At 66.4% G+C, this 21,467-nt stretch carries 20 protein-coding genes and 1 tRNA gene; 12 read left to right on the forward strand and 9 right to left on the reverse strand.

Annotation, left to right across the window (positions count from 1 at the left end):
* The first annotated feature begins 35 nt into the window (after positions 1-35).
* Positions 36-1,115 carry a malate/lactate/ureidoglycolate dehydrogenase gene (locus tag P7L68_RS22695; RefSeq protein WP_372001908.1) on the forward strand — a complete coding sequence of 360 codons (1,080 nt, stop codon included), beginning with the start codon at positions 36-38 and terminating at the stop codon, positions 1,113-1,115.
* Here P7L68_RS22695 and P7L68_RS22700 read toward each other — a convergent pair.
* The 3 genes from P7L68_RS22700 to P7L68_RS22710 all read right to left on the reverse strand — a co-directional run bounded on the left by P7L68_RS22700 (position 1,106) and on the right by P7L68_RS22710 (position 2,183).
* On the reverse strand, positions 1,106-1,537 hold the full coding sequence (locus P7L68_RS22700) for a hypothetical protein (RefSeq protein WP_372001910.1): 432 nt from the start codon (positions 1,535-1,537) through the stop codon (positions 1,106-1,108). The two genes, P7L68_RS22695 and P7L68_RS22700, sit on opposite strands and share 10 nt — an antisense overlap.
* Before the next feature lie 62 nt (positions 1,538-1,599).
* On the reverse strand, positions 1,600-1,947 hold the full coding sequence (locus tag P7L68_RS22705; RefSeq protein ID WP_372001911.1) for a DUF6152 family protein: 348 nt from the start codon (positions 1,945-1,947) through the stop codon (positions 1,600-1,602).
* 161 nt (positions 1,948-2,108) lie between these two features.
* Positions 2,109-2,183 (reverse strand) — tRNA-Val (locus P7L68_RS22710).
* Positions 2,184-2,501: 318 nt separating this feature from the next.
* Here P7L68_RS22710 and P7L68_RS22715 point away from each other — a divergent pair.
* The 4 genes from P7L68_RS22715 to P7L68_RS22730 all read left to right on the forward strand — a co-directional run bounded on the left by P7L68_RS22715 (position 2,502) and on the right by P7L68_RS22730 (position 6,952).
* Positions 2,502-3,458 (forward strand): N-formylglutamate amidohydrolase, encoded by a 957-nt coding sequence (locus tag P7L68_RS22715; protein ID WP_372001913.1) that lies wholly within the window; start codon positions 2,502-2,504, stop codon positions 3,456-3,458.
* A gap of 136 nt (positions 3,459-3,594) precedes the next feature.
* Positions 3,595-4,170, forward strand: coding sequence for an N-acetyltransferase family protein (locus P7L68_RS22720; RefSeq protein WP_372001914.1), 576 nt, complete (start codon positions 3,595-3,597; stop codon positions 4,168-4,170).
* Positions 4,171-4,291: 121 nt separating this feature from the next.
* Positions 4,292-5,140 carry a phenylalanine 4-monooxygenase gene (gene phhA, locus P7L68_RS22725; protein ID WP_372001915.1) on the forward strand — a complete coding sequence of 283 codons (849 nt, stop codon included), beginning with the start codon at positions 4,292-4,294 and terminating at the stop codon, positions 5,138-5,140.
* Between the two features lie 840 nt (positions 5,141-5,980).
* Positions 5,981-6,952 carry a transglycosylase SLT domain-containing protein gene (locus tag P7L68_RS22730; RefSeq protein ID WP_372001917.1) on the forward strand — a complete coding sequence of 324 codons (972 nt, stop codon included), beginning with the start codon at positions 5,981-5,983 and terminating at the stop codon, positions 6,950-6,952.
* A 73-nt stretch (positions 6,953-7,025) separates the two neighbouring features.
* Here the strand turns inward: P7L68_RS22730 and rpoH are convergent, their stop codons facing one another.
* Positions 7,026-7,952: an RNA polymerase sigma factor RpoH gene (gene rpoH / locus P7L68_RS22735; protein WP_372006928.1), complete on the reverse strand. Its 927-nt coding sequence runs from the start codon at positions 7,950-7,952 to the stop codon at positions 7,026-7,028.
* Between the two features lie 502 nt (positions 7,953-8,454).
* On the opposite strand from rpoH, the gene P7L68_RS22740 reads away from it, so the two are divergent.
* A complete protein-coding gene (locus P7L68_RS22740; protein WP_372001919.1) occupies positions 8,455-9,039 on the forward strand; it encodes a helix-turn-helix domain-containing protein in 585 nt (194 codons plus the stop codon).
* A 10-nt stretch (positions 9,040-9,049) separates the two neighbouring features.
* Here P7L68_RS22740 and chrA read toward each other — a convergent pair whose 3' ends face one another.
* Positions 9,050-10,249 (reverse strand): chromate efflux transporter, encoded by a 1,200-nt coding sequence (gene chrA, locus P7L68_RS22745; protein WP_372001921.1) that lies wholly within the window; start codon positions 10,247-10,249, stop codon positions 9,050-9,052.
* Positions 10,250-10,481: 232 nt separating this feature from the next.
* On the opposite strand from chrA, the gene P7L68_RS22750 reads away from it, so the two are divergent.
* The gene (locus P7L68_RS22750; protein WP_372001923.1) at positions 10,482-12,803 is read left to right on the forward strand and encodes a xanthine dehydrogenase family protein molybdopterin-binding subunit; all 2,322 of its coding nucleotides are present in this window, start codon (positions 10,482-10,484) and stop codon (positions 12,801-12,803) included.
* A 79-nt stretch (positions 12,804-12,882) separates the two neighbouring features.
* On the opposite strand, the gene P7L68_RS22755 is transcribed toward P7L68_RS22750, so the two are convergent.
* From P7L68_RS22755 to P7L68_RS22770, 4 genes are all read right to left on the reverse strand, one after another.
* Positions 12,883-13,464 (reverse strand): YqaA family protein, encoded by a 582-nt coding sequence (locus tag P7L68_RS22755; RefSeq protein WP_372001925.1) that lies wholly within the window; start codon positions 13,462-13,464, stop codon positions 12,883-12,885.
* Between the two features lie 160 nt (positions 13,465-13,624).
* Entirely contained in the window at positions 13,625-15,778 is a 2,154-nt protein-coding gene (locus P7L68_RS22760; RefSeq protein WP_372001927.1) for a methyl-accepting chemotaxis protein, read from the reverse strand.
* Between the two features lie 281 nt (positions 15,779-16,059).
* A complete protein-coding gene (locus P7L68_RS22765; RefSeq protein ID WP_372006929.1) occupies positions 16,060-17,031 on the reverse strand; it encodes an NADPH:quinone oxidoreductase family protein in 972 nt (323 codons plus the stop codon).
* 59 nt (positions 17,032-17,090) lie between these two features.
* Positions 17,091-17,819: a TetR/AcrR family transcriptional regulator gene (locus P7L68_RS22770; protein WP_372001928.1), complete on the reverse strand. Its 729-nt coding sequence runs from the start codon at positions 17,817-17,819 to the stop codon at positions 17,091-17,093.
* 358 nt (positions 17,820-18,177) lie between these two features.
* Here P7L68_RS22770 and P7L68_RS22775 point away from each other — a divergent pair, with 358 nt between their 5' ends.
* The 5 genes from P7L68_RS22775 (at position 18,178) to P7L68_RS22795 (ending at position 21,359) form a co-directional block, all read left to right on the forward strand.
* Entirely contained in the window at positions 18,178-19,389 is a 1,212-nt protein-coding gene (locus P7L68_RS22775) for an acyl-CoA dehydrogenase (protein WP_372001930.1), read from the forward strand.
* 310 nt (positions 19,390-19,699) lie between these two features.
* Positions 19,700-19,993, forward strand: a complete 294-nt coding sequence (locus tag P7L68_RS22780) for a DUF4258 domain-containing protein (protein WP_296707991.1) — start codon at positions 19,700-19,702, stop codon at positions 19,991-19,993.
* An 81-nt stretch (positions 19,994-20,074) separates the two neighbouring features.
* A complete protein-coding gene (locus P7L68_RS22785) occupies positions 20,075-20,533 on the forward strand; it encodes a helix-turn-helix domain-containing protein (RefSeq protein WP_372001932.1) in 459 nt (152 codons plus the stop codon).
* A gap of 125 nt (positions 20,534-20,658) precedes the next feature.
* Positions 20,659-21,069 carry a hypothetical protein gene (locus tag P7L68_RS22790; protein ID WP_372001934.1) on the forward strand — a complete coding sequence of 137 codons (411 nt, stop codon included), beginning with the start codon at positions 20,659-20,661 and terminating at the stop codon, positions 21,067-21,069.
* The gene (locus P7L68_RS22795; protein ID WP_372001935.1) at positions 21,069-21,359 is read left to right on the forward strand and encodes a type II toxin-antitoxin system RelE/ParE family toxin; all 291 of its coding nucleotides are present in this window, start codon (positions 21,069-21,071) and stop codon (positions 21,357-21,359) included. The genes P7L68_RS22790 and P7L68_RS22795 overlap by 1 nt, the downstream gene beginning before the upstream one ends.
* The last annotated feature ends 108 nt before the right edge of the window (positions 21,360-21,467 follow it).

Here is a 21,467-nt window from a genome sequence, read left to right on the forward strand (position 1 = left end):
GGCAATCCCTCGCCCGCGCAAAGGAGCAGAAAGCGATGCGGATCATCGATCACGAGGTCTTGCGTGCCGCCGCAGCGGCATTGATCGAGGCAGGCGGCAGCACGCCCGAGGAGGCAAGCATCGTCGCCGGCCATCTGGTCGAGGCGAACCTGGCCGGCCATGACAGCCATGGTGTGGGCATGATCCCGCGCTATCTGCAGAACGCCGCCGCAGGCGTCCTCCGCCCGGGCCGCACGGGGCGGGTCGTGGCCGATGCCGGCCCGATGATCGTGATCGACGGCGAGCAGGGATATGGCCAGGTGATCGCGAAAGCCGCCACCGAGACGGCGATCGCCCGCGCCCGCGAGACCGGGGCTGCGGTGCTGGCACTGCGCAACTGCCACCATATGGGCCGGATCGGCAGCTATGGCGAGCAGGTGGCTGCCGCGGGCCAGGTGGGGCTGATGTTCGTCAACGTCACCGGGTCACCGTCGCTGGTGGCGCCGCATGCAGGCTTCGACCCGCGCTTTTCCACCAACCCGATCTGCCTGTCCTTCCCCGGCCCCGATGGTGCGCCGCCGGTGATCTTCGACGCCGCCACCAGCGGCGTGGCGCTCGGCAAATGCCGGGTGGCGATGAACAAGGGCGAGCCGATGGCAGAGGGGCTGCTGATCGATGCCGAGGGCCGGCCGACCACCGATCCGGGGGTGATGTTCGCCGACCCCCAGGGCGCGCTGCTGCCCATGGCCGGCCACAAGGGCTATGGGCTGGCCCTGTTCTGCGAACTTCTGGCCGGCGCCCTTGCCGGTGCCGGAACCTCTCAGCCCGGCAATCCGCGCTCCGACGCCATCCTGAACAGCATGTTCGCGATCGTGATCGAGCCCGGCCGGCTTGTCGACACCGCCTGGCTCGCGGCCGAGACCCGCGCCCTGCTCGACCACATGCGATCCTCCCGCTCCGCCCCGGGGCAGCCGGTGCTGATCCCGGGCGAGCCCGAAATCGCCGCCCGCGCCGCCCGGCGGGCCGGGGGCATCCCGATCGACGACACCACCTTCGGCCAGCTGCGCACGGCCGGGCTGGCGGCGGGGATCGCCGCAGCACGGCTCGATGCGCTTGGCCTCGGCCTTCAGCCATAGGCGATCATCCGTCCCTCGACGGCGATCCAGCACCAGAGAGCGAGCGATACCGCCGCCTGAATACGGAGCCCGGAGGGCACCTGCCCTCCGGGCTCCGGCCGGGCAAGCCGATGCTTCCAGAAGATATGCACCAGGCCGGCATTCAAGATACCGGCCAGGATGAGCAGAAGCTTCAGCCGGAAGCCGTCATGCACCGCAAGCGCCCTCGCATCGGCCGCAAACATGGCGATGCCCGAGACGATCAACAGAAACAGTCCCCCTGCGGCGGCCGGCACCATATAGCGGACCACCGCCGACAGCGGCAGGGCGCGCAGCGCCCCCAGCAAGCGGAGATCGAGCAGGCCGATGCCACCCAGGAGCAGGACAAGCCCCGCCAGATGAGCAAGATTGGCGACCGGATAGGCGAGAACGGAGCCACGCATGAACGTTCCCGCCGCCGAGGCCTCGACAGCCGCCGCGGCGAGCTCCGTCAGGGCCGCCGCCATCAGCGCAGTTCGACGGTTTTACCATCGGCCGTAATGCGCTCGGCCCGGATTTCAGGTGTCCCGTCCCGGCGCGGATAGCCCTCCACCGTCACTTCGCGCCCTTCGGCAATCATCTCAGCCGAAAGTCCACGGGCGGTCATGCGCGAGGGGGGCGCCAGAACAACACTCCAGAGCGCGCCTTCATGCCGGATTTCGAGCGAACCGTGCGGGTTGCCATAGTTCGACGAGATCACGGGCCCGGTGACGACAAGGGGCCTGGAGGCATCGTAACTGCTCCAGCCATGGTGAGCATAGGCGACGGCGGGAATGGCGAGCGCAAGGGCGGCGGCCGCAGTGGCGATGCGCATGAAACGTCTCCCCGGTTGTGCGGCACGAGGTGTCGTGGCGCGTTGCACTGCCCGGGATGTAGCTGGCGCGGTCCGTGATGCCCAGCGTCGACATGAACGGCCTGTGGCGTTTCCCACAGCCGAAAAACGACGAAACCCCCTGGTTTCCCAGGGGGTTTCGATGGTGGACGCGACAAGGATTGAACTTGTGACCCCCACGATGTCAACGTGGTGCTCTACCGCTGAGCTACGCGTCCATGTCCGCACCGCATCGGGCTTTTCTGTACCCGGTGTCGGTGTGGGCGTTCATATAACGCAGCCCGAAAGGCCGTGCAAGCCCGGAAATGCATGCCCGTGACGGTTCCGTGTCGCCGCCCCGGGAATGCGCTGCCGCCGCAAGGTGTTGCCCATGCGACGCGGACATGACCGCCCTGTGCCGCGCGGGCCGGTCGGGGGGACCGAATGGCATGACATAGGGGGCGGAATGCCGTATTCATGTGGGCCTGGATCGATGCGGCACCCGGATGGGACCGGGCAGCGGGCATCGGCGGCAGATCGGGGGACAAGACCGACCGATGGCCGATTTGGGCTTCGATACGGAAGACCGCCTGGAGATGGCGGGGGCAGCGACGGCCGGCGCCGGGTTCGACGAATGGGTCGATCCGGCGGTGGAAGTGCTGCGCCCGGCCGACCTCCGGCTGCCCTTCGTCTTCGCTTCGCCCCATTCCGGGAGCTGCTATCCCGACGGCTTCCGGGCATCGTCCAATCTCGATCCGCTGACGCTGCGCAATTCGGAAGATGCGTTCGTCGACCGGCTGTGGGCCGCCGCCCCGGCGCTGGGGGCGCCGCTGATCCGTGCGCGTTTCCCCAGGGCCTATGTCGACGTCAACCGCGAGCCCTATGAAATCGACCCGCAGATGTTCGCCGACCAGGTGCCGTCTTTCGTCAACGCCGGTTCACGGCGGGTGATGGGCGGGCTCGGCACCATCGCGCGCGTGGTGACCAACGGCCTGGAGATCTATGGCCGCAAGCTGTTCTGGGCCGAGGCGGAGCTGCGCATCGCCCGCTACTACTTCCCCTATCATGCGGCGCTGAAGGCGACGATCGACGAGGTGCGCAGCCGGTTCGGCGGCGTGCTGCTGGTCGATTGCCACTCCATGCCTTCGGTGGGCGGGCCGATGGATCACGATCCGGGCGACCGGCGGGTGGATTTCGTGCTGGGCGACCGTTTCGGTGCCGCCTGCGCCCCCCGGGTGATCGATGCCGCCCAGCAGATGCTGGAGGGGATGGGCTACAATGTGGCCCGCAACCGGCCCTATGCCGGCGGCTATGTGACGGAACATTACGGCCGCCCGGTGACCGGCGTGCACGCCCTGCAGATCGAGATCAACCGCGCTCTTTATATGGATGAGAGCGTGGTCGAGCCGCTGCCGGAGCTGACGCGGATTGCCGCCGATCTCACCCTGCTGATCGAGACATTGGGTCGCGACAGCGCCCTGCTCGCCGCCCTCGGCGTGGAACGACGAGGCTGACCGCCGCGGTTCGCCGGCCTTTGCCGCCGTCCCGGCACCCCGGCATCCCTTGCGGATGCCCGCTCATGGGTCCGACCGTCGCCCGCGGTCGGCTCCGCTGCCAGCCTCGACGCATTTCGAAGGGCGCCCCGATCCGATGGCCGTGCTCACCATGCCCAAACCCGATCGTCATCCGCTTCCCCAACCCGGGGTCGTCGTCCGCGACGCCACCGAGGCCGACATGGCCCAGGTGCATGCGATCTACAGCTATTATGTCGCCAACACCACGGTCAGCTTCGAACTGGTGGCGCCGGATCTGAACGAGATGCGGGCCCGGCGACTGGCCGCGCTCGATCGCGGCCTGCCCTTTCTGGTCGCGGTGGAAGCGGGCGAGGTGAAGGCCTTCGCCTATGCATCGCCTTTCCGGATGCGTGCCGCCTATCGGTTCACGGTCGAGAACTCGGTCTATGTCGGCCGTGGCCAGACCGGGCGGGGCCTGGGACGGGCCGTGCTGGCCGAACTGGTCCGGCGCTGCACGGCGGCGGGTTTCCGGCAGATGGTGGCGGTGATCGGCCATCCGGGCAACCCCGCCTCGTTGGCCCTGCATCAGGGGCTGGGCTTCACCCATGCGGGCGAATTCAAGGCGATCGGCTACAAATTCGGCCGCTGGATCGACGCGATCATGCTGCAGCGCAGCCTGGGCGAAGGATCTTCTACCGCACCGGAAGATTGAGCGCCTTTCTCAACCCCTAATTCGTTTCACTTGAAACTTTCCCGGCTTGAAAAAGCCGCGGGACGCACGCAGACTCCCCCTCAAACGCTCCCTTCAACGGTGCGACGAGGATTTTGCGACCATGACCAAGGGGTATCGCGACCACGCGGCAGAGATCCGGGACGACTTCACCAGGGATCAGCATTGGGAGAAGCTGACCCAGGAGGAGCACGCGATCTGGCGCTTCCTGTTCGAGCGCCAGGCCCGGATCCTGCGGAACCGGGCCGTTCCGGCCTTTATTGACGGGCTTTCGGGCCTGGGCATCGCGGCCGACGGGGTGCCGGAATTCGAGCGCCTGTCCGACGTTCTGGAAAAGACCACCGGCTGGCGGATCGTCTGCGTACCGGGGCTGGTGCCGGATGATGTTTTCTTCCGGCACCTGTCGGAACGCCGCTTCCCTTCGACCAGCTTCATCCGCACCCGCGAGCAGCTGGACTATCTGCAGGAACCGGACGTCTTCCACGACATCTACGGCCACGTACCGCTGCTGATGAACCCGGTTTTTGCCGATTACATGCAGGCCTATGGTCAGGCAGGACTTCGCGCCGATGCCCGCCACTGCCTGCACAATCTGGCGCGGCTCTACTGGTACACGGTGGAGTTCGGGCTGATCGCCACGGATGACGGCCTGCGCATCTACGGATCGGGCATTGCGTCGTCGAAGGGGGAATCGATCTATGCGCTGGAGGACCGGCGCCCCAATCGGCTGGGCTTCGACCTGCGACGGGTGATGCGCACCCGCTATCGCATCGACGATTTCCAGGAGACCTATTTCGTCATCCGATCCTTCGAAGAGCTGTTCGAAGAGACCGCGCAGGACTTCCAGCCGATCTATGACGAGATAGCCAGCGCTACCGACTATGCCCCCGGCGACGTCCTGCCCGAGGACCGGCTTTACCAGCCCAACCCGCCGGGCGCCGAAGCCGCCTGACCATCCGTCGATCGGCCGCTCTTCACCCCGCCATTCCCTGAATGGCGGGGTTTTGCATGAGCATTTTTCGCAGATGCAGCACGAATCAGAGAGCCTGGCCGCGGTGCTGATCCGGACAAAAAAAAGGCCGTATCAGCAATCTGATACGGCCCAAGTCTAGGGAGGAAACGCCCAAGAAGATGGGCAGCATCACCAGACGCACAGCGTCTTATGACGCATTGCAATATATACGCTGCGACGCAGCAGAGGTCAAGAGGGGAACTGTAATCGGTTTCATACCCGTTATATGGGTATTCGCGTGTGCAAAATCTGACAACGGACCCATCCCGCAACGCAGCATCCGGCCACAAAAAAAAGGCCGTACCAGCAATCGGTACGGCCCAAAGTCTAGGGAGGAAACGCCCAAAACTGGGCTGCAACAGCGGCGCCGCCAAGCGCCCGTTACAGGTATGAAGATACGTTGCGCCGCACAAACGGTCAAGGCCCCGTCGGGCAGAATGGACAAAAAAATCCGAAGAGGTCCAGGAATTCCGCGGAGTTATGCCGGCGCCGCATGCTCTGCATGCCGGTTGAGCATCTGTGCAGATGCAGCACGAACATCTTCCAGCCTGTTACGCGTCTGATGCCGCCGTAAAAAAAAGGCCGCGCCAGCAAACTGACACGGCCCTAAGTCTAGGGAGGAAACGCCCAAGGATCTGGGCAACGGCCGCGAACGCCGGAGCGTTCACCTGCCGCGCTGCAACATATAGAGGGTGCCCGAGAATGAGGCAAGAGAATTTCATGCCTTGATAATGAGCAACAGCTCTGCGGCAGCTCCGCAGCATTTGGCATGAGATTTGAATGACCGATGGCCGCACCTGGTCCCTCGAACGCCACCCGGATCCGCAGGCCATGCCCCATACCCCCCGCCCGATGACGTCGCGCCGCCCCCGCCATTCCGCACGCCGCGGCACGGCACTCGCCACCATGCTTCTGGCGGGACTGGCGGTTTTCCTGGCATCCGGCCCGGCCAGGGCCGGCGGCGACCCCGACGGAAACGCCCGGGACTGGACCGTGTGCGATCAGGCGATCTCGGCGGCGGAAACCCGCCACGGCCTGCCCGACGGACTTCTGGCGGCGATCGCACTGGCGGAATCGGGACGCTGGAGCAAAGAGCGCTCGGCAAGAACTGCCTGGCCCTGGACCATCTATGCCGAGGGCCGCGGCCGCTACCTGCCGAGCAAGGCGGCTGCCCTGGCGGAAATCCGGAGCCTGCGCGCCAAAGGGGTCCGGAATATCGACATCGGCTGCATGCAGGTGAACTTCCACTTCCATGGCGAGCAGTTCGACGACATCACCCAGATGATCGATCCCGCCTACAATGCCGACTATGCCGCCCGCTTCCTGAAAGATCTGCAGGGCGAGACCGCGACCTGGACCGAGGCGGTCGGCTTCTATCACAGCCGCACGCCCTCCAACTCTAAGCCCTATCGCAACCGGGTGCTGGATTTCTGGCTGGAGCGCAACGGCCATGCGCCGACCGGTTCCGCCTCGGGCAAGCGCACGCCGGCGATCACGACCGCCGCCGAGGATGCCGCGCAGCGCCAGGCACCGGCGGCTGACGAGACGCAGCTTGCCGCCGCCGATCCCGCCCCCGAAGACGCAAGCCCTGGCGCAATCACGCCGCAGCCGGCAGCACGGGTGCACATGCCGTCGGCCGCCCGCGGCGCCACGCTCGGCCCCGTCACCAGTTCGACCCGCGGGGTCTATCGCGCCCCCAGCGGCCAGGTTCTGCGCATGATGCGCCCCAGCGGCAGCATCGGGCTGAACTGATCTGCCCGCATGAAAAAACCCGCACCCGCCGGACGGCAGGTGCGGGCGCATCCCCGCGGCGGACGCTGCCGGATCAGTTCGGCTGGGTGCTGCCGCGCAGCTGACGATGGCCGCCGGCCGCACGGGCGGCGATCATCTGATCCTCGTTGACGACGCCGTCGGCGATGGCCAGTTCAAGCGTCTTCTTCTGCACCTTCTCGAAGGCCCTCACCTCGATCTGCCGCACCCGCTCGCGGCTGATGCCGTAGACCTGGGCCAGATCCTCCAGCGTCGCGGCCGGTTCCTTCAGGCAGCGCTCGGTGAAGATGTGGCGCTCGCGCTCGTTCAGGTCTTCCAGCGCCGACTGCATCAGCCCCATGCGCTTGGACTGCTCCTCGTCCTCGGCAACCGTGGTCTCCTGGCTGGGCCGGCTGTCGGTCAGCCAGTCCTGCCATTCGGCGTCGCCCTCGGCCGAGACCGGTGCGTTCAGCGACTGGTCGGGGCCGGCGAAGCGGCGGTTCATCTCCACCACCTCGTGCTCGCCGACATCCAGCTCGGTCGCGATCTTCTTCACCACCTCGGGCGGCAGGTCGCCGGCCTCGATGGCGTTCATCTGATTCTTCAGCCGGCGCAGGTTGAAGAACAGCTTCTTCTGGGCAGCGGTGGTCCCCATCTTCACCAGCGACCACGAGCGCAGGATGAACTCCTGGATCGAGGCGCGGACCCACCACATGGCATAGGTCGACAGCCGGAAGCCGCGGTCGGGATCGAAGCGCTTGACCGCCTGCATCAGGCCGACATTGCCTTCGGCAATGACGTCCTCCAGCGGCAGGCCATAGCCACGATAGCCCAGCGCGATCTTGGCGACGAGACGCAGATGGCTGGTGATCAGCCGGCGCGCCGCGTCGGCATCGGCATGGTCCCGCCACCGGCAGGCGAGCATGAACTCTTCGTCGGCAGTCAGGATCGGGTACTTCTGAATCTCGTTCAGATAGGTCGACAGATTGCTGCCGCCCGTCATGGCGGGAAGTTGAGCGACCAAGACCTTCTCCTTTCGTCGTCGAGACCGAAATGCGGCCGGACCCGGCGGTCGGCATCCGGACGGCATGTATCACGTCAAAATGGGGTGTCGCGAAGGCAAGGGCAAGGGACCCGCCCGTGACCGTTGCATGTCTGACCATGGGCGGAGCCGGGTTCGTCGGCGCTGCATCCATCCGGCTCACCGACGGCGTAGAGAGGTCGAGGGTGCGCACCCGTCCCCTCGCGGACCATGCGGTGTGTTGCCGCGCCCCCTGTCGCCACGCCCCCTGTTTGCGGGGGATGGGGTGGCACGCGACTTGCGCTATCAGCCTGATCAATGCCGGACATGGCTGGTGGGGCCGGATTTCTGCAGCCCGCCTCGCGGAATGCGAAGCGTATCGCAGCGATCGTTGCAAGTTGCGTCTCGACGGGGGGAGGCGCGACACCCGCCGCCATCCGCCTGCCCGCAGTCCGGGGTTCTGCCCTTGAAAGACGAGATACCGATGAACCGTATGTCACCTGTCACCGATCGCCGCCCCGCCCTGCTGCTCGTCGGCCGTGGCGACAGCTTTCCGGTGTTCGATCAGGCCTCGGGTTCCCTGATGCGAATGCCGCGCACGGCCGTACCCGATGCGCAGCGCGCGCTTGCCGCCATCCGGGTCTCCCATCCCCCTGTGGTGATCGTGGGGCGCTTCGACGACATGCCCCGCGCGGGGCTGATCCAGCGGCTGATCGCCATCGTTCCGGACATCCGGCCGATCTTCGTGCGGCTGCCCGAGGATGACGACGAGGTGGTGGTTGGCGCCATGCGGGCCGGCGCCATCGACGTGGTGCCACAGGATGCCTCGCCCGGGCGGATCGCCCATGCAGTGACCATGGCCATGACCTGGCGGGCCGGATCCCTCGCCCTGCCCGAGGACGATCCGGCACAGCTGATCCGGCCACTGGACGACGTGATCGACGAGACGATCGAACGCGCGATCCTGCTCTGCCAGGGCAACGTTACCCGGGCCGCCCAACTGCTGGGCATCAGCAGCTCCACCATCTATCGGCGCCGGGAGCGCAGGGCCGGCGCCGAGGGCGATTGACCGGCCCCCGTCAGCCGAGGGCGGCCATCGCCATGCCGGCGGCAGCCGCCGCCGGCACCAGCGCCCAGACCGGCAGCCGCCAGACCAGCAGCGCCAGCAGGACCAGAATGGCGAGCGCGGCGTCCCGCGGGCCCGACACGGCCGTGACGAAGACCGGATCGTAGAGCGCTGCCGCAAGCAGCCCCAGCACCGCGGCATTGACCCCGGCCACCGCCCGCCGGGCCCCCGGATGGCCGGCGATACGGTCCCAGAAGGGCAGCGCGGCCACCACCAGCAAAGCTGCCGGCACGAAGATCGCGATCAGGGCGATGACCCCCGCCAGCCATCCCGGCAGTCCGCCCCAGCTGCCGGCCGCCCCCAGAAAGGCCGAGAAGGTGAACAGCGGCCCCGGCACCGCCTGCGCCAGGCCATAGCCGGCCAGGAAGGCTTGCCCGTCGACATGGCCGCCGGTTTCCGCGGCCAGCAGCGGCAGAACCACATGGCCACCGCCGAAAACCAGACTGCCGGCCCGGTACATGCCGTCGACCAGGCGGCCGGTTGCATCACCCGTTGCCGCCCAGAGCGGCAGCAGGACCAGGCCGGCCAGAAAGATCAGCAGTGCTGCCGCGCCGGTCCGCCGCAGCGGGCGTCGGCCGACGGGGACCGCGGTGGCGGGCGCCGCAGGCGGATTCAGAAGCAGAGCGGCCAGAAGCCCGATCAGGATGGCACCAAGCTGCCCGACCACCCCGGGCAGGGTCAGGGCGACCACGGCCGCGAGGGCGGCCACGCTTCGCCGGGCGCGATCGGGCGCCAGATTACCCGCCATGCCGGCCACCGCCTGAACCACCACGGCCAGTGCCGCGATCTTGAGCCCGGTTGTCAGCCCGTCCGGCAGCTGCCCCGCCCGGGCACCGGCACCGATCGCAAGCCCGGCCAGGATCATCAGCAGGGCCGACGGCAGGGTGAAGCCGGCCCAGGCGGCGGCGGCCCCGGCCCAGCCGGCACGGCCGAAGCCGAGGGCGATGCCGACCTGGCTGCTCGCAGGCCCCGGCAGAAACTGGCACAGCGCCACGATCCGCGCATAGGCCTCGTCATCCAGCCAGCCGCGACGGGCGACGAATTCCGTGCGGAAAAAGCCCAGATGCGCCACAGGCCCGCCGAAGGCGGTGACGCCAAGCTTCAGAAAAGCCCGGAAGACCTCGCCCGCACTGCCGTTGCTGCCTGTGCCCATTACCCGCCCCCTCGCCGCCGTCATCCGCGGCGACGATATCGTTCGACCTCGCGCCCGGGCAATGCCGGTCGCGGGCGTCATGAAATCATCATGATCGCCGGGCGACACCTGAAAACCCTGCCCCTGGTTCCGCGACGTGGACCCCGGCACCGGCAGCATTGCGCCGCCGCGCCGGGATCGGCTACCGTTCCGGAGTGACCCGCCGGACAGATACGTCAGGGAAGACCGCCCCATGCTGAAATTCGGAATCGGCCAGGCCGTGCGTCGCGTCGAAGACCGGCGCTTTCTGACCGGCCATGGACGCTATACCGACGACATCTCCTTCGAAGGCCAGCTGCATGTGGCCTTCGTGCGCAGCCCGCATGCGGCAGCCCGCATCCTTGCGGTCGACACCGCCGATGCGGCGGCGGCAGAGGGCGTGGTTGCCGTCTTCACCGGGGCCGATCTGGATGCCGACGGCATCGGCGGCGTGCCGGCGGTCGCACGGGTGAAGAACGCCGACGGCAGCGGGATGCAGGCACCGAAACGCCCGGCGATCGCCTCGGATGCCGTGCATTTTGCAGGCGAAGCCGTGGCCATGGTCGTCGCGACCGATCCGGTCGCCGCCCGCGACGCCGCCGAACTGGTGGTGGTGGATTATGACGAGCGCCCGGCGGTGGTCGACCCGCTGAAGGCGGTTGAGGCCGATGCCGTGGTCGTCCATGACGGCACCCCTTCGAACCTCTGTTTCGACTGGCGCCAGGGCAAGGCGGCCGACGTGGACGCGGCGATGGCCGCCGCCCACCAGGTGGTCGAGATCGACATCGTCAACAACCGGGTCTCGGCCAATCCGCTGGAGCCACGGGCGGTGAACGCGACCATCGATGCGGAAACCGGCCAGACCGTGGTCTACACCAACGGTCAGGGCGTGCATGGGCTGCGCGGCATCCTGGCCGATGCCGTCTTCAAGGTGCCGGCGGACGAGTTCCGGGTGGTCATGCCCGATGTCGGCGGCGGCTTCGGCATGAAAATCTTCCTCTATCCTGAACATGTCGCCGTGGTCTATGCCGCCCGCAAGCTGCGCCGGCCGGTGAAATGGACCGGCGACCGCTCGGAAAGCCTGCTGACCGATGCCCATGGCCGCGATCTGCGCACCCATGCCCGGCTGGGGCTGGATGCCGATGGCCGTTTCACGGCCTTCGAGGTATCGACGGTCGCCAATCTGGGCGCCTATGCCTCGCAGTTCGGCGCGATGATCCCGACCTCCGCCGCAGCCGGGCTTGCCACCACGGTCTATGCAATCCCCGTGGCCGCACTGCATGTGAAGGGCGTGTTCACCAACACCGCCCCGGTCGATGCCTATCGCGGTGCCGGCCGGCCCGAAGCGAATTATCTGATCGAGCGGCTGATCGATACCGCCGCCCGCGCCACCGGCCGCAGCCCGGCGGAGCTGCGCCGGATCAACTATATCCCGACCACGGCGATGCCCTATACCAACGCCATGGGCACGACCTATGACTGCGGCGATTTTGCACTGATGCAGTCGCGCGCGCTGGAAGCGGCCGACATGGCCGGCTTCGCCGAGCGTCGCCGGCAGTCGGCGGCGAAGGGCCGCCTGCGCGGCATCGGCATGGCCAGCTATATCGAATGGACCCAGGGCAACCCCAAGGAAGAGGTCAGGATCCGTTTCGAAGCCGATGGCAGCGCCACGGTCCTGGTCGGCACCCAGTCGAACGGCCAGGGCCACGAGACATCCTTCGCCCAGGTGGCGGCAGAGCTGCTCGGCATGCCGTTCGACAAGGTGCGGGTGATGATGGGCGACACGGCGCAGGTCAGGACCGGCGGCGGCACCGGCGGCTCGCGGTCGCTGCAGATGGCGGGGTCGGCGATCCGTCTGGCATCGGAAGCGGTGGTAGAGCGGGCACGGTCGATTGCCGCCGAAAAGCTTGAAGCCGCCGCACAGGATCTGGTGTTCGAAGACGGCCGCTTCACCGTGGCCGGCACCGATCTCGGCATCGATATGGAGGCGGTGGCGAAGATTGCGCTGGACGCCGGCGCACCGCTCGATGAAAGCCGGACCTTCGATCGCCCTGCCCCGACCTTCCCCAATGGCTGCCATGTCGCCGAAGTCGAAATCGACCCCGAGACCGGCCGGGTCGAACCGGTGCGCTATGTGGTCGCCGACGATTTCGGCAAGGTGGTCAACCCGATGATCGTGATGGGCCAGGTTCAGGGCGGCGTGGCCCAGGGGCTGGGTCAGGCGCTGATGGAACATGCGGTCTATGACGACGACAGCGGCCAGCTGCTCACCGGCAGCTTCATGGATTACGGCATGCCCCGCGCCGAGGACATGATCTTCCTCGACATCCGGCTCTACGAGGATCTGCCGACGGCGTCGAGCGGCCTCGGCTCCAAGGGCTGCGGTGAAGCCGGCACCATCGGCGCCTGCCCGGCGATCATGAACGCGATCAACGATGCCCTGATCGCGGCCGGCGCGGACGAGATCGACATGCCGGCGACGCCGGCCCGGGTCTGGGCGGCTTTGGGGGCCGCGCGGCGCACCGCTGCGGCCTGACGCCGCCCCCGCATCGAACGGAAACGGGCCCTGCGCTTCGCCGCAGGGCCCGTTTCACGTCCGGAGATGAGCCGTCGGGTCAGAGGATGTAGCGCATCAACACGAAACCGCCGACCAGCAGAATGCAGAACAGGGCGGTGAACAGGCCCAGGCGCTTCTCGACGATGGCAAGGGTTTTCGGCCCGAACCAGTAGACGATCGCGGTCACGGCATAAAAACGAATGCCACGGGCAACGATCGCCGACAGGATGAAAGTGACGACGTTCATGGCCGTCACACCGCTGGTGATGGTGATCACCTTGAACGGGATCGGCGTGATGCCGGCCAGCAGCACCATCACCCAGCCGAGCTCGTTGTAGCGCTCGGCCGCCGCCGAGAAATCCTCGCGCAGCCCGTAGATGTCGAGGATCGCCTGGCCGATGCTTTCGAACAGCAGATAGCCGATCAGATAGCCCAGCACCGCCCCCGCAACGGAGGTGAGGGTGCAGATGAGCGCGAACCGCCAGGCCTTGGAGCGCTGCGCCAGCACCATGGGGGCGAGGATCACATCCGGCGGGATCGGGAAGAACGAGCTTTCGGCGAAGCTGACGACACCGAGAGCGCGTTCGGCGTGACGATGGCCGGCGAGCGCCATGGTCCGGTCGTAGAGGCGGCGGAGCATCGGGACCTTTCGGGATGGATCGGCGAAGCCTGGAGACTAGCACCGGCCCTGCTCCCCGGCATCCCCAATTCAGGGCGGCGGGTCCCGCATCGCCACATGAACGCGCCCCGGACGGTTACCCGCCCGGGGCGCGTTCGCGGTCAGGCCTGTGGCGACGGGCTCAGCCGGCGCGCACGGCTTCCAGGAAGCTGCGGACCTCACTGTCCAGATCGGTCGCCTGGCGGGCGAGTTCACCGGCCGAAGACAGGATCTGCTGCGAGGCGCTGCCGGTGGCCTGGGCAGCGTCGCGCATGTCGTCGACGCTGCGGCTGACCTGCTCGGTGCCGCGGGCTGCCGCCTGAACGTTCGACGCGATCTCCTGGGTCGCCGCACTCTGCTGCTCGACCGCGCTGGCGATCGAGGTGGCGATGTCGTTGATCTCGACGATGATCTTGCGGATGCCCTCGATCGCACCGATGGCCTGGTTGGTCTCGCCGCGCACCGCCGCGATCTGGGTCGAGATTTCCTCGGTCGCCCGCGCCGTCTGATTTGCCAGGCTCTTGACCTCGGAGGCCACGACCGCGAAGCCCTTGCCCGCTTCGCCCGCCCGGGCCGCCTCGATCGTGGCGTTGAGCGCCAGCAGGTTGGTCTGCTCGGCGATGTCGGTGATCAGCCGCACCACATCGCCGATCTTCTCGGCCGCTGCCGCCAGGCCATAGACGGTCTGGTTGGTACGCTCGGCCTCGTCGACCGCGCGGCCGGCGATGGTCGAGGATTTGTGGACCTGCCGGCCGATCTCGGCGATCGAATGCGACAGCTCTTCGGCGGCCGCGGCCACCGTCTGCACATTCTCGGTCGCCTGGGCGGTGGCATGGGCCACCTCGTCCGACTGATGGCGGGCACCATCGGCGGTGGAGGACATCGAGCGCGCGGTGGCATCCAGTTCGGTCGCGGCCGCCGTCACGCCGCGCAGCACGCCGCTGACCCGGTCGTCGAAGCCGCGGGTGAGACGCACCAGCTCCTCGGCGCGCTTCGACTTCTCTTCCTGATCAAGCCGCTGGGCTTCGGCCAGGCGCTGGCTTTCGACCATGGCGTCCTTGAAGACCTGCACGGAGGCCGCCATTTCGCCGATCTCGTCGCTGCGGTCGCGATCGGGAATGTCGATCGAGAGGTTGCCGTTCGAGAGTTCCTTCATCGCCCCGGTCATCCGGCCGAGCGGGCGGGTGACGCCGCGGGCGACCAGCATGCCGATGGAGCCGACGATCACGATCAGGCCGACCGCCACGGCGGCGATCATGTTGCGCATGTCGACGACCGGCGCCAGGATCTCCTCCTCGGCCACGTCGGCGATCACCGCCCAACGCTGCCCCAGGAATTCGAGCGGCTGATAGGCGCTCAGCACGGCGTAGCCCCCGGGCCCGACATCCCGCACGGCACCGCTCTTGCCGGCCAGCGCCGCCGCGACGGCATCGGTGTTGACCTGGCGCTCCAGGACGGTGGTATCGGCCGACAGCCGCGAATTGGACCGCATATAGCCGTCGGAACCGACCAGATAGGTTTCGCCGGTCTGCCCCAGGCCCTGGGCACTGCGCATGACGTTGTCGACGCCCGTGACCGCAAGGCGCACCACCACCGCCCCGACATAGCCGCCATCACCGAAGACCGGCACCGACAGGAAGGCGCTGACCTCGTTGTTCGCCTGGGGGTGATAGGTGAAGTCGATCAGCGACACCGTTCCCGGTTCGGTCGTCGCCTGCGCAGCGGCGACGGCACGGCCGAGACCGCTCTGCCCCACATCGCTGTCTTCGAGTTTGACGGCGAAGTCCCGGTTCTTTTCGACCGAGTAGACCACCCAGCCGTTCTTGTCGACCAGGTAGAGATCGGCATACCCCTTGGAGCGTGAGGCTGCGCGCAGCCAGGGATGATAGCGCTCGTGGCTGTCGCTGAAGAAGGTGCCGTCACCGGCCTTGTTCAGCACGGCCCGGTCGGTCTCGGGATTGTCGGTGATGTACGACTTCTGAAGGATCTCGTCGGGCTTGTCGTCCATCAGCGAGATCAGCTCGAAGGCGTAAGTGAAGTCGATCAGGGTCTGGCGCAGCACCGAATTGTCGGCCAGCACCGCCACATCGGACCGCACCCGTTCCAGATAGTCGTTCAGACGGGCCTTGCGGCCCTCGGTGATCGCTTCCAGCTTGGTTTCCGATGCCTCCACCAGCTCCCGCGACGACACCAGATAGGCGACGACGCCGAGTACGATGGATGTGATCGCGACCGCAGCCACGATGGCACCGGGAATTTTATGAACGATGCGCAGCCCACGCGCCGCAGCCGCCATATCGGTGTCCCTCTTCCCAAGATGTCCCGTGAGCGGGTCTCTCGCTGCCAGCCCGGACCCGCCATGCCCACTGTTCAATATCCCGAAACTCCCCCCGGTCGGAAGTTATCGCAGGGGAAAAGTTAATCATTTGTTAGGATCGGCGGGCAAATTGCCACGATGCGCACGAAAATGCGTCGCAATTCGCATCTGCAATACATTTTAGATAAATGAAACCGGTCGCGGACCATGATCCACGACCGGTCATGCTTCGAGATGCAACCGAAGCGGACGGTCGCGGGTCAGTTCAGATCGATGACCACCTTGCCGGTCGACCGCCGCTCCATCAAAGCCCTGAGAGCTTTGGGGGCCTCGATCATGGGGAAGGTCTCCGACACATGCGGCTTCAACTTGCCCTCGACATACCAGCCGAGCAGGGTCTTCAGGCTGTCGCCCAGAACCTTGGGGTCCTTGTGCATGTAAGCGCCCCAGAAGGTGCCCACCACCGACACGTTCTTGACCAGCAGCAGGTTGGCGGGGATCTGCGGGATGGTCCCGCTGGCGAAGCCGATCACCAGGATGCGGCCTTCCCAGTTGATGCAACGCAACGAGGCATCGAAGGCGGCACCGCCGACCGGGTCGTAGACGACGTCGACGCCGCCGACCAGGTCCTTCACCTTCTCGCGCAGATCATCCTTCGAATAGTCGATCAGATGGGTGGCGCCATGGGCGCGGGCGATCTCCAGCTTCTCGGGGCTGCTCGCCACCGCGACGACCTCGGCGCCCATGGCGGCACCGATCTCGACCGCAGTCAGGCCGACGCCGCCGGCGGCGCCCAGAACCAGCAGCTTTTCGCCCGCCTTCAGCCGTGCGCGGTGATCGAGCGCCACATGCGAGGTGCCATAGGCGACGGGGAAGGCGGCGGCACTCGCGAAATCCATCATATCCGGGATCGGCACCACCGCGGCTGCGGGCAGCACCACCTCCTGGGTATAGGCGCCGCTCTGCGCCATGCCCATCACCCGCTGGCCGGGCTTCAGATGGGTGACGTCCGCCGCCACTTCCGTCACCTCGCCCGCAAGTTCAATGCCGGGCGAGAAGGGCAGTTCGGGCCGCACCTGGTACTTGCCCTGGATGATCAGCGTATCGGCGAAGTTCACACCCGCCGCCCGCACCCGCACCCGCACATGGCCGGGCTTCATCTCGGGCGCCTGGATCTCTTTGATCTCAAGATCCTCGGGCCCACCCAGCTTCGTGCACAGAACCGCCTTGATCACGTCTTTCCTCCGTTCGACCGGTTTCGATCCGTATCCGTTTCAGTCTTGGGCGCCCGTCAGGACGCCGCTTCCACCGTATCATCCTCTTCCGCCTGCGCGCGCGGCGATGCCGCCGGGGCGTTCTGGCCGAGGGTGAAGACGGGTACCTGGCTCAGCGGCGGTGCATTGCGGAAGCCCGCCGCGGCGAAGGCCACCATCCGCCGGATCAGCGCGTCGTAATCATCCAGATCGCAGGCGCCCTGCGAAATCGCCTCCAGACGGCTGAGATCGGTGATGGTGTAGTGCATCATGCCCAGAGAGAAATGCAGCCGCCAATAAATCTCCTCGGCCGCAAGATCGGGCAGCGCCCGCTGAAGGGCCGGCACGAAGCGGTGCAGATGCCGCACATCACGGTCCAGCAGCGCCTTCATCTCAGGGGTGCCGTCGGCGCGGCAGCGGGCCAGGAACTGCACGAAGACCGACAGCCCGCGTCCGGGATCCGACATCCAGCGCATCGGTGGCGCCAGCAGGGCGTAGAGCACGTCCTCCAGCGGCAGCGGACGATCGCCGGCCTTGGACTCGATCTCGGCCAGAAGCGCCACACGCTCGCGGTTGAGGTCCCGCGCCCGGCGGTGAAACACCGCCTGCAGCAATGCGTCCTTGGATCCGAAATGATAGTTCACCGCCGCCAGATTGACGTTCGCTTCGGCCGTGATGGTGCGGAGCGACACACCGGCATAGGTGTGCTCGGCGAACAGACGCTCGGCCGCGTCCAGAATCCTCTCCTTGGTGTCGGTGCCCGCCATCGATGCGTTCCCATCCGATGCTGTTCGCCCGTTGCGGCGGCCCGTCCGGCTGTGCGAATGCGGGGGCATCACATGCCGGGCCTGCGGCCAATCGTTTCAGGCGACGTTTTAAATCAACGTTCGTTCGAATATCGATGACACAGGCGTGACGGCGCGACAATGTAAAACATGCATGTCCGGACAGGGGCGCACCCGACCCCCGGCCGCACCCCCTGCCGGCCTGACCTTCCCTGCGGTTTCTCCATCGACAAACCCCGGAGCCCTGTGGTATCACAGCCTAGATAAAACGTTTGTTTGATACAAGTGTTGGCAAGCCAGCCGGACCCCGAAGGCCCGGCAAGATCAGGAGGAAGCCCCCATGGAGTTCGGCATCAGTCCGCGGGCGCAGGAAATCCGCGAACGGCTGATCGAGTTCATGGACGCCTACGTCTATCCGGCGGAGGCCGTCTTTGAAGAACAGCACCGGGCGTCGCCCGACCGCTGGGTCACGCCCCCGATCATCGAGGAGCTGAAGGCCAAGGCCCGCGCTGCCGGCCTCTGGAACCTGTTCCTGCCGCACAGCGAGCGCGGTGCCGGCCTCAACAACCTCGACTACGCGCCGCTGTGCGAGGTGATGGGCCGTTCCGAGATCGCGCCGGAGGTGTTCAACTGCAACGCCCCCGACACCGGCAACATGGAAGTGCTGGAGCGCTACGGCACCGAAGAGCACAAGCGGCAGTGGCTGGAGCCGCTGCTGGACGGCAAGATCCGTTCCGCCTTCGCCATGACCGAGCCGCTGGTCGCCTCGTCGGACGCGACCAATATCGAGAGCCGGATCGAGCGCGATGGTGACGAGTATGTCATCAACGGCCGCAAGTGGTGGACCAGCGGCGCGCCGGATCCGCGCTGCAAGATCCTGATCTTCATGGGCAAGACCCGCTTCGACGGTCCGCGCCACAGCCAGCAGTCGATGGTGCTGGTGCCGATGGACACCCCGGGTGTCACGGTTCTGCGTCCGCTGAAGGTGTTCGGCTACGACGACGCCCCGCACGGCCATGCCGAGGTGCTGTTCGAGAACGTCCGCGTGCCGGTCGAGAACATCCTTCTGGGCGAAGGCCGCGGGTTCGAGATCGCCCAGGGTCGCCTTGGGCCGGGCCGCATCCATCACTGCATGCGCCTGATCGGTCTGGCCGAGCGTGCGCTTGAGCTGATGTGCAAGCGCGCCCAGCAGCGCACGGCCTTCGGCAAGACGCTGGCCGATCATGGCATGACCCGCCACTACATCGCCCAGTCGCGCATGGAAATCGACCAGGCCCGCCTGCTGACCCTGAAGGCGGCCTGGATGATGGACACGGTCGGCAACAAGAATGCCAAGTCCGAGATCGCGGCCATCAAGGTCGTGGCCCCGAACATGGCGACCCGCGTGATCGACCGCGCGATCCAGGTCCATGGCGGCGGCGGCGTCTGCCAGGACTTCTTCCTGGCCAAGGCCTATGCCGGCGCCCGTACGCTGCGCCTGGCCGACGGCCCGGACGAGGTCCATCAGGAGACCATCGCCAAGCTTGAGCTGGCCAAGCACGCGCTCGGCTGATCCTCGATCAGACCACCGGCCCCGCTTGCACCGCGGGCGATGCCGGACTGCCTTCGGAACCCCCCGTCCGGCTGCGGACGGGGGGTTTTCGCGTGTCGCGGCCTGTTTCGAAAAACACAATCATCTACGCGCTAATCGCGCACGATCCCACTGACTATGCACTTGCCGCACGCCTCCATTTCTTCCTCAAATCCATCACTTGAGTAGCAGTCCATAGTGGCAATCCTCCCTCGCGACCCATCCTGCCCCACCACGAATCTGCCATTGACCGACAATCAAAAAGTATCATATTGATATCCAGAGAACGCGGATGAACCTGCTGTCCAGATCCCAGGCCACGACCATCATCCGGCAAGACGCGCTGGACTCATCTCGAATTCACTTCACGCGCCACGTCCGCGAGAGGATGAAAGAGCGACAAATCACCGACCGGCAGGTCGTGAGCGCCCTTCGGACCGGCGTTGTAGTCGACGACGGCTTCATGTCAATCCATGGAGATCCGAGCTACCGGGTGTCTGGGCGAGGTGCAGGCGACAACATCTGCGTGGTCGTCGCGATCAATCTTGAAGGATTGATCATCGTAACGACCTTCGAGGAGCGTTGATGACGCCGCAATAGCGGCAATCGCACCTTTTGCAGGTGCGTGAACAGATAGGGTCGCACCCCGTGCGGTGCGTGAGCCGTGATGATCGATGATCTTTATCACTATACCGAATGCGGGCTGGACAACGTCTATCTCGTAAACGGCTACACCCTGCGCGAGACACCCTATGGCGAGACGCTCGCCATCCACGACATCGACCGCCTGCATCGGGCGATCGGTCTTGCCCTGGTTCGCAGGCCAGGCGGGCTGAGCGGTGCCGAACTCAGGTTTCTGAGGGTCGAACTCGGCTGGTCGCAGGAAGAGCTCGCCCGGCTGCTTGGCCGCGACAAGCAGACCGTCGGTCGATGGGAACGGGGTGAGAGCAACATCGATCCGCTCGCCGAACGGGTCCTGAAGCTGATCTTCACCGAACATGCCGGCGAAGAGAACACACCACGCCTGACCGAGCGGCTGTCGGCCTTCGCGGCAGAGACGGCCGGCGGAGGCCGGATGGATGTGGTGATGGAAGAGCGTGGCGGATGGCAGAGCCGGGCGGCCTGACGCCTTTGCGTTCGGCCTCAAGCTGATCCTGTTCATCGGTGTCGCGAAAAATGCCTGGCAGATATTGCGAACCCCCCCGGCGGCGGCCAGATTCATGGTCGGGCAATCCTCTGGCGGAGACTGAGATGCGCGGCATGACGGCTGAAGAATTGCAGGCCGCATATGATGCCGGTGCGGTGTCTGACGTCACGCTCAAGGGTGATGGCGGCGACTTTCTGATCGAGATCACGACGCGCAGCGGCGCAGGTCTGCTGACCACGGCCGGGCGCGCCGACATACGCCGCTTCGACGATCCGACCACCGCCCTGGCCTTGCTTCACGAGATGGGCATCACCATCGGCCACTTCGATGCCCGCCGATGGAAACCGCATACGCGCGAAGAGACCCCTGAGGCCTATGGCCACTGGCTGTTGTCCGAAATCGATGCGGCCCTGGCCGACCCCACCCCCAGTCTGCCGCATGACGAGGTGATGGCAGACATGGACAGAGAACTCCATCAGGTCTTTGCCAGAGCGGGCAGGCAGCCGCCCCGGTAATGCGGCCGGCGTTCGACATCGTCTGGCGTCCGCGCGCCAGAGCCGACCTTATCGCCGTTATCCGCCATATCGCGCAAGACAGCCCCCTCCATGCCGAAGCCTTCGGCGCCATGATCCGGCAACAGACCGACAGGCTCTCGGCTCATCCTCATTTAGGCCGGCCCGGACGCTATGGCGCGTACCGGGAACTGGTGGTGCACCGGAATTATCTCGTGCTGTATCGGATTATCAAGGAGACCGGGATCGTTGAGATCCTGGCGGTCAAGCACGCCAGACGTCGCCACCCCTGACAGGTCGTGCGCCGTCATCCATCCACCTTACGCATGGCACCAGAACCGTAACATACCAGGAATAGGATCTGCGCCCGGCCGGCCCCACGACCGACCATGTCCCGGATG

Source organism: Tistrella mobilis, assembly GCF_041468085.1.
Lineage (GTDB): Bacteria > Pseudomonadota > Alphaproteobacteria > Tistrellales > Tistrellaceae > Tistrella > Tistrella mobilis_A.

Coding starts and splice junctions, on each gene's coding strand:
- P7L68_RS22695 (WP_372001908.1), top strand. CDS start 36: ATGCGGATCATCGATCACGAGGTCTTGCGTGCCGCCGCAGCGGCATTG.
- P7L68_RS22700 (WP_372001910.1), bottom strand. CDS start 1,537: ATGCGTGGCTCCGTTCTCGCCTATCCGGTCGCCAATCTTGCTCATCTG.
- P7L68_RS22705 (WP_372001911.1), bottom strand. CDS start 1,947: ATGCGCATCGCCACTGCGGCCGCCGCCCTTGCGCTCGCCATTCCCGCC.
- P7L68_RS22715 (WP_372001913.1), top strand. CDS start 2,502: ATGGCCGATTTGGGCTTCGATACGGAAGACCGCCTGGAGATGGCGGGG.
- P7L68_RS22720 (WP_372001914.1), top strand. CDS start 3,595: ATGGCCGTGCTCACCATGCCCAAACCCGATCGTCATCCGCTTCCCCAA.
- phhA (WP_372001915.1), top strand. CDS start 4,292: ATGACCAAGGGGTATCGCGACCACGCGGCAGAGATCCGGGACGACTTC.
- P7L68_RS22730 (WP_372001917.1), top strand. CDS start 5,981: ATGACCGATGGCCGCACCTGGTCCCTCGAACGCCACCCGGATCCGCAG.
- rpoH (WP_372006928.1), bottom strand. CDS start 7,952: ATGACGGGCGGCAGCAATCTGTCGACCTATCTGAACGAGATTCAGAAG.
- P7L68_RS22740 (WP_372001919.1), top strand. CDS start 8,455: ATGAACCGTATGTCACCTGTCACCGATCGCCGCCCCGCCCTGCTGCTC.
- chrA (WP_372001921.1), bottom strand. CDS start 10,249: ATGGGCACAGGCAGCAACGGCAGTGCGGGCGAGGTCTTCCGGGCTTTT.
- P7L68_RS22750 (WP_372001923.1), top strand. CDS start 10,482: ATGCTGAAATTCGGAATCGGCCAGGCCGTGCGTCGCGTCGAAGACCGG.
- P7L68_RS22755 (WP_372001925.1), bottom strand. CDS start 13,464: ATGCTCCGCCGCCTCTACGACCGGACCATGGCGCTCGCCGGCCATCGT.
- P7L68_RS22760 (WP_372001927.1), bottom strand. CDS start 15,778: ATGGCGGCTGCGGCGCGTGGGCTGCGCATCGTTCATAAAATTCCCGGT.
- P7L68_RS22770 (WP_372001928.1), bottom strand. CDS start 17,819: ATGGCGGGCACCGACACCAAGGAGAGGATTCTGGACGCGGCCGAGCGT.
- P7L68_RS22775 (WP_372001930.1), top strand. CDS start 18,178: ATGGAGTTCGGCATCAGTCCGCGGGCGCAGGAAATCCGCGAACGGCTG.
- P7L68_RS22780 (WP_296707991.1), top strand. CDS start 19,700: ATGAACCTGCTGTCCAGATCCCAGGCCACGACCATCATCCGGCAAGAC.
- P7L68_RS22785 (WP_372001932.1), top strand. CDS start 20,075: ATGATCGATGATCTTTATCACTATACCGAATGCGGGCTGGACAACGTC.
- P7L68_RS22790 (WP_372001934.1), top strand. CDS start 20,659: ATGCGCGGCATGACGGCTGAAGAATTGCAGGCCGCATATGATGCCGGT.
- P7L68_RS22795 (WP_372001935.1), top strand. CDS start 21,069: ATGCGGCCGGCGTTCGACATCGTCTGGCGTCCGCGCGCCAGAGCCGAC.